General features: G+C 60.5%; 10 protein-coding genes. All 10 read right to left on the bottom strand.

Going from position 1 to position 13,176, the window contains the following annotated elements:
• Positions 1-51: 51 nt before the first annotated feature.
• Positions 52-1,476 (bottom strand): flagellin, encoded by a 1,425-nt coding sequence (locus C8K58_RS12295; RefSeq protein ID WP_108573769.1) that lies wholly within the window; start codon positions 1,474-1,476, stop codon positions 52-54.
• Between the two features lie 274 nt (positions 1,477-1,750).
• A complete protein-coding gene (locus C8K58_RS12290; protein ID WP_065924951.1) occupies positions 1,751-2,680 on the bottom strand; it encodes a ketoacyl-ACP synthase III in 930 nt (309 codons plus the stop codon).
• A 274-nt stretch (positions 2,681-2,954) separates the two neighbouring features.
• Positions 2,955-4,556, bottom strand: a complete 1,602-nt coding sequence (locus C8K58_RS12285) for a flagellar hook-associated protein 3 (protein ID WP_027603840.1) — start codon at positions 4,554-4,556, stop codon at positions 2,955-2,957.
• A 14-nt stretch (positions 4,557-4,570) separates the two neighbouring features.
• The gene (flgK, locus tag C8K58_RS12280) at positions 4,571-6,619 is read right to left on the bottom strand and encodes a flagellar hook-associated protein FlgK (RefSeq protein ID WP_108573768.1); all 2,049 of its coding nucleotides are present in this window, start codon (positions 6,617-6,619) and stop codon (positions 4,571-4,573) included.
• 10 nt (positions 6,620-6,629) lie between these two features.
• A complete protein-coding gene (gene flgJ / locus C8K58_RS12275; RefSeq protein ID WP_027603838.1) occupies positions 6,630-7,898 on the bottom strand; it encodes a flagellar assembly peptidoglycan hydrolase FlgJ in 1,269 nt (422 codons plus the stop codon).
• Positions 7,899-7,902: 4 nt separating this feature from the next.
• Entirely contained in the window at positions 7,903-8,991 is a 1,089-nt protein-coding gene (locus C8K58_RS12270; protein WP_033901075.1) for a flagellar basal body P-ring protein FlgI, read from the bottom strand.
• A gap of 27 nt (positions 8,992-9,018) precedes the next feature.
• A complete protein-coding gene (gene flgH / locus C8K58_RS12265; protein ID WP_027603836.1) occupies positions 9,019-9,714 on the bottom strand; it encodes a flagellar basal body L-ring protein FlgH in 696 nt (231 codons plus the stop codon).
• Between the two features lie 53 nt (positions 9,715-9,767).
• The gene (gene flgG, locus C8K58_RS12260) at positions 9,768-10,553 is read right to left on the bottom strand and encodes a flagellar basal-body rod protein FlgG (RefSeq protein WP_027603835.1); all 786 of its coding nucleotides are present in this window, start codon (positions 10,551-10,553) and stop codon (positions 9,768-9,770) included.
• Positions 10,554-10,625: 72 nt separating this feature from the next.
• Positions 10,626-11,366, bottom strand: a complete 741-nt coding sequence (locus C8K58_RS12255; RefSeq protein ID WP_065924946.1) for a flagellar basal body rod protein FlgF — start codon at positions 11,364-11,366, stop codon at positions 10,626-10,628.
• Positions 11,367-11,597: 231 nt separating this feature from the next.
• Positions 11,598-13,160 (bottom strand): sigma-54-dependent transcriptional regulator, encoded by a 1,563-nt coding sequence (locus C8K58_RS12250; protein ID WP_065946832.1) that lies wholly within the window; start codon positions 13,158-13,160, stop codon positions 11,598-11,600.
• Positions 13,161-13,176: the final 16 nt, after the last annotated feature.

Here is a 13,176-nt window from a genome sequence, read left to right as displayed (position 1 = left end):
AAACGGAAGGGCACGTAGACGCGCCCTTCCGTTAGTTACCAAGCGCTGGAATTACTGAAGCAGCTTCAGTACAGCGGATGGCAGCTGGTTAGCCTGCGACAGGATCGCGGTGGAGGCCGATTGCAGGGTTTGTTGCTTGGTCAGTTCGGCGGTTTCGGAAGCGAAGTCGACGTCCTGAACGGTGGAACGTGCAGCGGTGGAGTTCTTCTGAATGTTCTGCAGGTTGTCTGCAGTGGTAGTCAGACGGTTCTGAGTAGCACCCAGGCCCGAACGAACGCCGTCAATGGTGCCGATGGCCTTGTCGATAACAGCCAGCGCGTTTTGAGCGTTGGTAGCATCGGTCACGTCGGTGTTAGAGATAGTGGTCTTGGTCGACGAAACGGTAGCCGCCGAGAACAAGTCCGATACACCAGTACCAGCGTCGCTCAGGGAGTAGCCTTTAGCCGAATCCAGGGAAACCTGACCGGTCACAACGATTGCAGCAGCACCCAGAGCAGCCGGGGTGGCGAATGCGCCAGCGCCGTCTTTAGCGCCAACCAGGATGTTGGCCTGAGCGTTGGTATCAGCACCCGAGAACGACAGGTTTTCGCCGGAATCCGACTTAACCGACAGGGTTTTGTTGGATTCGTCGTAGTTAACGCTGATGCCCAGTTTGGCAGCGTTCGATTTCAGCTGGTCAGCCAGGCCGGCCAGGTCCTTCACGCCGACGAAATCAACAGCATTACCGCCGCCTACAGCCAGTTTGAAGTTCGACGGAGTGGCAGCGCCTACTTCCAGTTTGACTTCAGTGCTGGCGGTAGCGGTCAGGCCACCGATCGAACCGTTCAGGCCCGCAGCGATGTCTTTAGCCGAAGCGCCTGCAGCGTAAGTTACGGTTTTGGTCTGACCGTTGCCGGTAACAGTGATGTCGCCGCCAGCCAGGCCAGTTGCGCTAGGCACGATGGCCTTGGTTTTGATCTGCTGCGAACCAATGTTGTTGGCTGCAACGTTTTCCAGGCTCAGGTTGATGGTTTCGTTAGCGTTAGCGCCAACCTGGATGGCTTTGGTACCGTACGAACCGTCCAGCAGCTTCTGGCCACCGAAAGTAGTGGTTTGCGAGATACGGGTCAGTTCCGAAGTCAGGGCCTGGTATTCGTCGTTGTTCGACTTACGGTCGTCAGCGCTGAGGGAGCCAGTCGCGGAAGACAGAGCCAGGGTACGCATTTTTTGCAGGATGTCGGTCGAAGCCTGCATCGCGCCTTCAGCGGTCTGAGCGATGGAGATACCGTCGTTCACGTTTTTTACTGCTTGGCCCAGGCCGTTGATTTGGCTGGTCAGGCGGTTAGCGATCTGCAGGCCGGCTGCGTCGTCTTTAGCGCTGTTGATACGCAGGCCGGAAGACAGGCGCTGCATGGAGGTGGCCAGGGCGCCGCCGGCTTTGTTCAGGTTGCCCTGAGTAGTGATCGAAGCAATGTTGGTGTTTACTGTTAAAGCCATGACGAAATCCTCGTTGGATGGATACTGCGGCTTCCGGCCCTGGCAACCGCCGGGTGTGGCCTGAGAACCTACGTAATAGTTATCGTCGTGGTAGCCGGTTGCTTGAGGATTTTTTTTGATTTTTTTAATGGCGCCGTGCCACCCCTTGTAATTCAAGGGCTTACGACGGCTAAAAACCCATATTTCATTGGGTTTTCTGGCGCCAAATAAAAAACGCCGATGCTCTTTCGAGCATCGGCGTTTGCTTTTACGCAGAAAGCAGTCTATCGAAGCGTCACGGACGATAGAGAATCGCCGATCCCCACGACAGGCCCACGCCAAAACCGCTGATTGCCACGCGCTTCCAGGTGGCGTCCATCACATGCTTTTCCAGCAGCAACGGAATGCTCGACGACACGGTGTTGCCGGTCTCGACCATGTCCTTGATGAACTTCTCCACCGGCGCGTCTTCGAAACGCCGGGCCACGGCGTCGACAATCGCCGCACTGCCCTGGTGAATGCAGAACGCATCGATGTCATCGGCCGCAAGGTCCGACTCGTCGAGCAGCTCGTGCAAATGCGCCGGCACCTTGAGCAAGGCGAAGTTGAACACCTGGCGGCCATTCATGAAGAACACGCCATCGCTGACCTTGAGATGCGGTGCGCCGGAACCGTCGGTGCCGAACTTGGACTTGCCCAGCAACCACGGCGCGTCTTCGCCCATCCAGGTGGCGGTGGCGGCATCGCCGAACAGCATGGTGGTGTTGCGGTCTTCCGGGTCGACGATCTTCGAATACGGGTCGGCGGTGACCAACAGGCCGTTTTTCAGGCCGGTGGCTTCCATGAAGCCCTTCATCGCGTAGATGCCGTAGACGTAGCCGGAGCAGCCCAGGGAAATATCAAACGCCGCCACGTGGGTGGGCAGGCCGAGTTTGTCCTGGACGATCGCGGCCGTGTGGGGCAAACCCTCTTCATCGCCGTTCTGGGTGACGACGATCAGGGCATCGATGGACTCGCGCTTCAAATCCGGGTTGTTGGCAAACAAAGCGTTGACCGCCTCGACACACAGGTCGGAGGTTTCCTGCGCGGCTTCCTTGCGCGGCAGGAACGCCGAACCGATCTTGCCGATGATGAATTCTTCATCCTTGGCGAACTTGGCACCCTGGGCGTAGTTATCGATCCCGTCTGCCGGCACGTAACTGGCGATGCTTTTTATGCCAATCATTGTGGCTTCCCAATACTAAATAGCTGGAGAACACCCCAGACGTGGCCTGGAGTGCTGACAATAAAGGGGATAACCCCATAAAAATCTCGCTGAAAGCCGCCCCGCAAGGACCCTGTGACGACTTATCCTTTTCACACGATACAGTGAAGATGCGCTTTATGACTCACAGGTCACTCAATTGTGTGTGCTTTGTGCAAAACCTTCAAACAATTAAGTCCCAGAAACGGCAGCGGCCCGCCCTGTTTCCAGAGCGGGCCGCTTGACTTGACGCCACTTACATCTTGTTGAACAGGCTCAACTGCGAGACTTTCACGAAAGCCAGCTGCGAGGCCTCCAGCATGGTTTGCTGCAGGGTCAGGTTGATCGCTGCCTCGCCCATGTCAATGTTGGCCAGGTCACTCATCGTGGTCTTGTTGGCCAGGCCGACACTGGTGTTTTCACTGGACTGCACCGTGAGTGCATTCTGTCGCGCACCGATGGAGCCACGCACGTTGTCCACCTGGTCGGCCGAGTTGGTCAGGTTACTGACCGCGGCGTTCAGGGCGTCCTGAAGCTTGACCCGCGCACCGGGAATACCATCCGCCGGCTGTTCCAGGGCCTGGCGCAGCTGGCTCAGGGTGTCGAGGGCATTCTGGGTTTTCTGGGTGGTGTTGCCGACCGAAAACTGATCGCCGGTGTTCGGCGTACCGCTCAACTCGAAGGTGACACCCGCGGCGGTGATCGTGTCCTTGGCTGGCGGCGTACCGCTGACGATCACGCCATTATCGACAATCGGCTTGCTGTCGGGGGTATACGGCTGGGCATACACCTTATAAGCAGTCGGGTCGACATCGTCGAACTTGATCAGTACGCCGCTGTTGGGAAACGTACTGGAGTAGTCGGCTGCACTGCTGACGCGGGCATTGGTCAGTTGCGCCGCCGAAGTGTTGCTTGCGGTGCGAGAGACATTGAACGCGTCCGGCTTGGCGGCCAGGGTGAACTCACGCCCTGCGACCAACGCATCGGCATCCGGCCCGGTGGCCACGCCGGTGAGGTCCGCGGTGATATCGAATTTGACCCCGCGTACATTGATACTGGCGCTGCCTTCCTTGGTGGAGTCGAACGTACCATTACCTGGAAGCTGCGAAGTAATGTCGTTGTTGTCCTTGTCGGTCACAACGTACTGCGTGCTACTGGTAAAGGTCACCTTATAGGGCTGGCCGTCGGCAAACTGCTTGGTGTAATCGATGCCCGACGTTACCAGGCCTGCCGAGATCGCGACCTTGTGGTCATCCACCGTTGCAGGCGTCGTGTAGGTGGCTTGGGTGCGGCTGGTGTTGACCGCGCCTTCCAGGATGGTCTTGCCCGTATCGCTGGTGCGCACCTTCAGCGTCTCGGAAACCTGCAGGCTCAGCTCGTTTTCGTCGCCTTGATAGCTATAAGTACCATCATTGTTGCGCGAATACGGCGGCGTATCGGTCTTGGAACCGGAGAACAGATAGTTGCCCGCCGCATCCTTGCTGTTAAGCAAACCCAACAGCTGATTTTCAAGCGCGCCCACCTCGACCGAGATGGACTTGCGGTCAGCATCACTGGTCACGCCACCCGCACGCAGCGCCAACTGGCTGCCGGCCTGGATCGTTGTATTGATCGCCTCCAGCACGCTTTCTTCGTTCGTCAGGGTATTTTGAATGCTGGTGATATTGCCGCTGTACTGGGCGAGCATGTCTTTTTGCTGTTGCAGCATCAGCAAGCGCTGGGCGGCAACCGGATCATCCGAAGCGGTCTGTACACGCACGCCGGAGCTCGCCTGTTCCTGGGCCTTCACAACGCTGGAATAGTTGTTCTGATACTTGACGGCACTGGTGTCGTAATACTGCTGTGTAGAAATGCGCATCGTCCCAGACTCCCTTAAAGACTATTGATCAGCGTGCTGAAGGTTTCTTGCGCAGCCTTGATGATCTGCGACGACGCCGTGTAGTACTGCTGGAACTTGATCATGTCGCCCGCCTCTTCATCCAGGTTCACCTGGGATACGGAGTTGCGCGCGTTCTTGTTGGCGGCCAGCAGCGCACCGGTAGCGGTGTTGTCAGTGCCGGCCGAAGCGGCCTTGGCGCCGACGGTGGAGACCAGCTTGCTGTTGGCGCCCACCAGGCTGGTGCCGCCGCTGCCATCGGCCGCCAGGCCCACGGTTGCCTTGGTCTGCAGGTCGAGCAGTGCCTGGGCGTTGCGATTGTCGGACTTGCCGGTGGCATTGAACGAGAACGAGGTGCCGTCGCCGTTGGCCGGCGAACCGCCCACCGTGGTGTCGAAACTGAAGCTCTTGGCTGGCGACACCAAGGCACCGCTGGCATCACGCATCGGCACGCTGATGCTGATCTTATTGGCCTGTCCCGGAATGATGGTGCCGGAACCGATGGGATCGCCCTGGGCGTTACTCAGCGTATAAGGCTGGGTGCCATCGGCCGCCGGTTTACCGAAAACCATCTTCACCGGCATCGAGTATTCGATGCCGGTACGCAGTTGTGCCGTATCGGCACCACCCTGTATGTCCAGGGGCACGGTGAGCGTCGGCGGCGTGAAGGTGCCGGTACCCTGGTTGGTCTTGCTGGCCTCGCCCTGCAACGGCGCGGCAAAGGCAATCTTGCTGGGGTCGCTGAGGACCGTGCCGATTTCCTTGGCGCCGTTGGCGGTGGGGCTGACCTTGAAGCTGTCACCGGCCTGCACCGTACCGCTCTTGACCGCCAGGGTGAACCCATCGATGACCGGAGGCGGCGTGGCACTGAGGTCATAGGTGCCCATGGCCTTGCCGTCGGAACGCAGTACCGTGATCTTGTTGAGGTCGGTGCCGTCGTTGAAGCTGACCTTGTAATCGAAGCTGGTCAGCTGAGTGGTGTCCTTGATCGTCACGCCCAGGGCGCCGTCGCCCAGGTTGCCTTGGGCAGCCAGGCTACGCAGGGCAACCGAGGCTGCGTTGTTGATGTCGGTGAACATCGAGGCGCCGAACTCGCCATTGAGGTCCAGGCCCTGGCCCAACTGGCTGTTGACCGTATCGGCGGTGGCAATCGCGATGCGCCCCAGGTCATTGATCGCAGGAATCAACGCGTCGCTGCGATAGCGCAACAGGCCGCCGATGCTGCCGCCGCTGATCACGTTGCCCAGGTCCATCGTCGTACCGCCGGCCGCATTGAGCTGGATCGTGTACTGGCTGGTGTCGCTCTTGCTCGGTACGGCGGAAATGGTATTGGACTTATCACCCAGCACCAGGGATTGGCCGCTACCGGTGCTGACGCTGAACACACCGTTCTTCTCAGTGGCGGTCACACCGATCAGCTCATTGAGCGAGCGCACGGCTTCGGCGCGCGAGTCCAGCAGGTTGGCCGGGGTGGTGTTCGAAGAACCCTGCACCTGGGCGATCTGCTTGTTGAGAGAGGCAATCGACGAAGTCAGTTGGTTGACCTGATCGCTCATCGAGGACAACTGGCTGTTAATGGTCTCTTTCTGCTGGCTCAACTGGCTGGAAATGGAGTTGAACCGGTTGCTCAGCGTCTGGGCGTTCGTGAGCAGGATCTGGCGGGCCGAGGTATCGTTGGGGTTCGCCGAGGCGGTCTGCACAGCAGCGAAGAACGAACTGAGTACCGCCGACATGCCGGTGGTCTTGTCCGACAGGGTCTTGTCGACGGCACTGACCTGATCCAGGTAAGCCTTGGCATCGCTGTTGAGCGAGGTGCTGTTCTGGTAGGCGGTGTCCAGGTATTCGTTGTACACCCGACGCACGTCGGCCAGGGTGGTACCGCTGCCGATGAACACGCCGCCATACTGGTTCGACGCATTTGCGCTCTGGGTGGTCTGCTGACGCGAATAGCCCGCGGTATTGGCGTTGGCGATGTTGTTACTCAAGACCGACAACGATCCTTGAGCGGCGTTAAGCCCCGACATCCCGATATTGAGCAAACTCATGGTTCAGACCTTATAAATGAGTGGTCGCGCCCGCGGCAGCGTAATTCTGGTAACTGTTCATGGTTTTTGCGATCTGCGAAATCTTGCTGGCGTAGGCCGGGTCCGTGGCGTACCCGGCTTTTTGCAACTCGCGTACAAACTGTTCGGGGTTATCGGCCGATTTCACAACTTCTTTATAGCGATCATTGCTTTGCAGCAATGTCACGAGATCATGGAAGCTGTCCTGATAGGAGGCGTAGGAACGGAACTGCGCCGTTTCCTTGACCATCGCCCCATCACGAAACTCGCTGGTGATCGCACGGGCCTGGCCGCCCTGCCAGCTCTGGCCGGCCTTGATGCCGAACAGGTTGTGGCTGCTGCTGCCATCTTCGGCGCGCATCACCGACTTGCCCCAACCGGTTTCCAGGGCGGCCTGGGCCACCAGGTACTTCGGATCGACGCCGATACGCGCGGCCGCCGCCTTGGCCATCGGCAACATGGTCGCGACAAACTCATCCTGGGAGCTGAACGCCTTCTTCACCGGTGCCAATGGCGGCTGGGCCACGGCGCGGCCGTAGACCTGCATGCGCCCGCTCGGCACGGCAAACGTGCGCGCGGTGCTGTTGACCACATTGTCGGCGGCCGCGCTGTTACGCAGCGGCGCCGCCTGGGCAACGGTGGTGGTGTCGGTGCTCGGCACGATACCGGCGAGCAGGCGATCGGTCAGCTTGCTCGGCAAGGCGATACGGCGCTGGTTCATCAGTGCGATGTCGTTGCTGTGGGCCGCTGCAGCGCCCGCCTGGGGCTCCGCCACGCGATAGGCCCACAGTGGACGCTGGCCATTGGAACGCCCCAGTGGGCCCTCGGCCTGGGTGCCGGCGGCAATTTGCGTCGGCACATCGACTTTCTTGACCGCCTCGGCCGCCGCCGGGCCCTGCAAGGTGGCCGCCTGGGCGTCCACCGGCTTGTTCTTCTGCATCTGGCGCATCAGCACATCGGCCAGGCCGATGCCGCCGCCTTCGCGGGACATGGAAACCGCCAGTTGCTGGTCGTACATTTCCTGGTACTGCTTGGCGGCCGGGGTGTTCATCGGGTTGTCCTTGCCCAGGGCCTCGGTGGCCGAGCGCATGGACTTGAGCATCTCGCTCAAGAACAGCGACTCGAATTCCTGCGCCACCTTGCGCATGTTGCCTTCGCTGTTCTTGTCGCCGACCTTCAGTTGGTTCAGGCGATTCAAGTCGGAATACGAACCCGAATCCGCCGTGCTGGTCAGGCCGCTGTTACGCATGTCCATGGCCATGGCCTTAAATCACGATCAGGTCGGCTTGCAACGCGCCGGCCTGCTTCAACGCTTCGAGGATCGCCATCAAGTCGCCTGGCGCTGCGCCCACCTGGTTCACCGCACGTACAATCTCATCCAGGGTCGTGCCCGGGCCGAACTTGAACATTGGCTTGGCTTCTTGCTGGGCATTCACTCGCGAGCGTGGCACCACCGCCGTCTGGCCATTGGACAACGGCCCAGGCTGGCTGACGATCGGGTCTTCGGTGATGGTCACGGTCAGGCTGCCGTGGGTCACCGCCGCCGGCGAGACCTTGACGTTCTGGCCGATCACGATGGTACCGGTACGCGAATTGATGATGACCTTGGCCACCGCCTGGCCCGGATCGACCTCCAGGTTTTCCAGGATCGACAGGTAGTCCACGCGCTGGCTGGGGTCCAGCGGCGCGGTGACGCGGATCGAGCCGCCGTCGATGGCCTGGGCCACGCCAGGGCCGAGCATGTCGTTGATCTTGTCGACTACACGCTTGGCGGTGGTGAAGTCCGAACGGTTGAGGTTCAAGGTCAGGCTGTTGCCCTGGTTGAAACCGCTCGGCACCGTACGTTCAACCGTAGCGCCACCCGGGATACGCCCGGCCGACGGCACGTTGACGGTGATCTTCGAACCGTCGCGACCTTCAGCATCAAACCCGCCCACCACCAGGTTGCCCTGGGCGATGGCGTAGACGTTGCCGTCGATACCTTTCAGCGGGGTCATCAGCAGGGTGCCGCCCCGCAGGCTTTTGGAGTTACCGATGGACGACACGGTGATGTCGACCACCTGGCCCGGCTTGGAAAACGCCGGCAAGTCGGCACTGATCGACACCGCCGCGACGTTCTTCAACTGCACGTTGCCCGAACCCGCCGGCACCTTGATGCCGAACTGCGACAGCATGTTGTTGAAGGTCTGCAGGGTGAACGGGGTCTGGGTGGTCTGGTCGCCCGTACCGTTGAGCCCCACCACTAGGCCGTAGCCGATCAACTGGTTGGAACGCACGCCAGAGATGCTGGCGATGTCTTTCAGGCGTTCGGCCTGGGCGACTGCGCTCAGACTCAGCAGGAGTGCCGCCGCCATCAGCTGTTTGAGTTTCAAAGTGGCCACCTAGAAAGGGAACAGCGGGCTAAGGAAGAAACGGTCGAACCAGCCCGGCTGACTCGCATCAGCGAACGAACCCGTACCCGAGTAGGTAATGCGTGCATCGGCAATGCGCGTCGAGGGCACAGTGTTGTCAGTCGCAATGTCATCGGCCCGCACCATCCCGGCAATACGCACCAACTCATCACCGGTATTGAGGGTCATCCACTTTTCACCGCGTACGGCGATGATGCCGTTGGGCAACACATCCGCGACGGTCACGGTGATCGAGCCGGTGAGGCTATTGCCCTGCCCTGCGGCGCTCTTGCCGTTGGTGGCACGGTTGCCGCTGTACCCTGCGTTGAGGCTCAAGTCGCCGCTGCCCAGCGGGTTATTGGTATTCGGTACGGCACCAAACAACGAGCTCAGCCCAATGCTGTTGGTGCTGGTCTTGTCCACCTGGGAGTTGGCGTTCTTGCTGGCCGTCGTTCTCTCGTTCAGGGTGATGGTGATGATGTCACCCACGCGGAACGCCTTGCGGTCGCTGTACAGGTTCTGTTCGAAACCGGCCTGGTAGATCGAGCCATTGTTGGCCGCCGCCGGCAACGGCGTGCGCGGCAACACCGGCGCGTAGTACGGGTCATTGGGTTTTGGCGTCGGGGCGACACAGCCCGCGAGCACGGCAATCCCACTCAATGCCAGAACGGAAACATAGCGATTCATGACCCTTACCTCACGGTGTTGCAGGCGCTCTCAGGAGCGCCCCATAGACTTGATTACAGATTCTGCGTTACGAACGAAAGCATCTGGTCGGCGGTGGAAATCACCTTGGAGTTCATCTCGTAGGCGCGTTGAGTGGTGATCATGTTGACCATCTCTTCAACGGTGCTGACGTTGGAGGTTTCCAGGGTGCTTTGCAGCGTGGTGCCGAAACCGTTCAGGCCTGGGGTGCCGATTTGCGGCGCGCCGCTGGAAGCGGTTTCCAGGAACAGGTTGTTACCCATCGCCTGCAGGCCGGCCGGGTTGATGAAGTCGGCGGTTTGCAGGTTGCCGATCACTTGCGACGCCGGGTTACCGGCCACGGTGATCGACACGGTGCCGTCGTTGCCGACGGTGAAGGTCTGGGCGTTGTTCGGCACGACGATAGCCGGTTCCAGGGCGAAACCGTTGGCCGTCACGATCTGGCCATTGGAGTCCAGGTGGAAGGTACCGTCACGGGTGTAGGAAGTGGTCCCATCCGGCTGCAGGATCTGGAAGAACCCTTTGCCGTTGATGGCCATGTCCAGCGGCTGCCCGGTCTGCTGCAGGTTACCGGCGTTGAAGTTCTTCTGGGTGCCGACGATCTTCACACCGGTACCCAGTTGCAGGCCCGACGGCAATTCGCTGTCCTGGGTCGACTGGGCGCCTGGCTGGCGCTTGATCTGATAGAGCAAGTCCTGGAACTCCGCGCGGTCACGTTTGAAACCCGTGGTCGACACGTTGGCCAAGTTGTTGGAAATGGTGGTCAGGTTGGTGTCCTGGGCGGACAGGCCTGTTTTGGCAACCCATAGAGCCGGAAGCATGCTGTTCTCCTTCGTGCGCCTGTTTGTTGGCGCTGCGCTGCAAAAATTGGTAGTCGGTCAATAACGGGGCTATCAGCTCATCGCCATTACGCGAGTCATGGCCTGGTCGTCTTCCTTGGCGCTGTTCATCATCTTGATGTGCAACTCGAACTGCTTGGAAAGCGCCAGGACCGCGGTCATTTCTTCAACCGCGTTGACGTTGCTCGCCTGCAGGAAACCCGAGGTCAGCGTGACGTTCGCATCGGCGACGGCCGGCTGGCCATCCTTGGTATGGATGGTGCCATCCAGGCCTTTATTCATATTCTTGAGATCGGGCTGGACCAGCTTGATGCGGTCCACTTCAGCCATCACCCGCGGGCCTTCGCCCATGGCGCGGATGCTGATGGTGCCGTCGGCGCCCACCTCGACTTTCTGCTGCGGCGGTACGGCGATCGGGCCACCGTTGCCCATGATCGGCATGCCGTTGCCGGCGCGCAGCACACCCAGCGCATCGACGTTCATGCTGGCACTGCGCACGTAGGCTTCACCGCCATCGGGGGTTTGCACCGCCATCCAGCCATTGCCGTTCACCGCCACATCCAGGTCGCGACCGGTCTCGATCATGGCGCCAGGGCTGAAGTCGGTCGCGGGACGTTCGGTCATGGCAAACGCACGCGCCGGAAAGCTGTCACCGAACACCGGCATCGAACGCGCCTGTTCCAGGTCGCGTTGGAAACCGTTGGTGGAAATGTTCGCCAAGTTGTTGGCATGGGCCTTCTGCGCCAGTGCATTCTGGCTGGCGCCGGTCATTGCCACATAAAGGTACTTGTCCACGCTCTTTCCTCTTTCTGACGCAGGCTTGCCGCCCACCGCTGTACTGATGAGGCTTAAGCAATTTGCGAACCAACTTTTAAAAACAGGGGAAAGTCCAGGCGGGCTGGGGTTTTCGGGCAGGCAGCAGGATTTGAAGGACTGGAGATAGTCGAAAAAACGGCGGACTTATGCCGCTTACGGCAAGTACCCGTCTTACGGGTGACAGAGAACCAATGCGGGGGGCGCAGTTGGTTATTTGTCCGCCTTGAGGATTTCGTAATCGCGCAACTTATTGGCGATGGTGGTGTGCGACACCCCCAGGCGTTTCCCCAACTGCCGGCTGCTGGGATGCTCGGCATACAGGCTCTCCAGCACCGCCTTCTCGAAGCGCCCGACGATCGCCTCCAAACCGCCCTCCAGGGAAAAGTCGCCAAGGGGTTGGCGCACGCCGTAGTCCGGCAGGCGGATGTGTTCGACCTTGACCGTCCCGCCGTCACACAGCGACACCGCCTGGAACAGCACGTTTTCCAGCTGCCGCACATTCCCCGGCCAGTGGTAGTGGCTGAGCTTGTCCATGGCGGCAGGCGCCAGCCTGGGCAACGGGCAGCCGATCTGCCGGCTGGCCTGGTCGAGAAAGTGCTCGACCAGGGGCGCAAGGCCGTCGAGGCATTCGCGCAGGGGCGGGATATGCAAGGACAGCACGTTGAGGCGGTGATAGAGGTCCTGGCGGAATTCGCCACGGGCGCAGAGTTCGGAGAGGTCCACCTGGGTGGCGCAGATCACCCGTACATCCAGGTACACCTCTTCGTCACTGCCCACGCGCCGAAAACAGCCGTCCTGCAGGAAGCGCAGCAATTTCACCTGCAAGCGCGCGCTCATTTCCCCAACGCCATCGAGAAATAACGTACCGCCAGCCGTCAGCTCCAGCAGCCCGAGCTTGCCCTCGGCCCGCGCGCCTTCAAACGCGCCGGGGCCGTAGCCGAACAATTCGGTCTCGGCCATCGACTCGGGCAACCCGGCGCAGTTCAGCGCCATCAACGGCGATTGCCCGCGCGGGCTGGCCAGGTGGCACGCGCGCGCCAACAACTCTTTGCCGGTGCCGGTTTCGCCTTCTATTAATAGAGGCGCATCCAACGGCGCCATGCGCCGGGCTTCACGCACCACGGCGGCCATGACCTTGGAGCTTTGGAAAATACTGTCGAAACCGCGCAGCTCCTGTTTGCGCACATTGTAGATACGCTCGCCCACGCGGTCGGCACGGTGCAGGGTCAACACGGCACCGGCCATGGCTTCGCTGTCGTCATGTTCGGAGGATTGCAGCGGTGCGATATCCGCCAGGAACACGTCACCCTTGACCTTGACCCGCAGGCCATTGATCCGCGATTTACTCGCGCGTACCAGTTCCGGCAAGTCGAAATCCTCGGCGTAGCGTGACAGCGGAATACCCGGCACCTCGTCCACCCGCACCCCGAGCAACTGCGCGGCCGCACGGTTGGCGGCGACGATGGAGCCGCCCATGTCGATGGACAGCACCGGAAACTCCAGGGCACCGAGCAGCGCATTGAGCTCCATATGCCGACGCTCACTGGGCATCAGCCCTACCCTTTTGACGCCAAACACCCCGGCAATCGCCTCGAACTGCGGGCGCAGCGCCTGGAATTGCATGTTCACCAGGTTCGGGCAGAACAGGTAAATGGCGTTGCCATGCTCGCCGCCCACCTCACCCTTGGCGACGTTGACGCCGTACTCCACCAACAGGTTGAGGATGTCCCGCAGGATGCCGATGCGGTTCTGGCAGTGCACTTTGATACGCATGAAAAGGCTCGAAAAG

Source organism: Pseudomonas sp. GV047, from assembly GCF_003058245.1.
Classification (GTDB): Bacteria; Pseudomonadota; Gammaproteobacteria; order Pseudomonadales; family Pseudomonadaceae; genus Aquipseudomonas; species Aquipseudomonas marginalis.
This window is presented reverse-complemented; position numbering and strand designations above follow the sequence as displayed.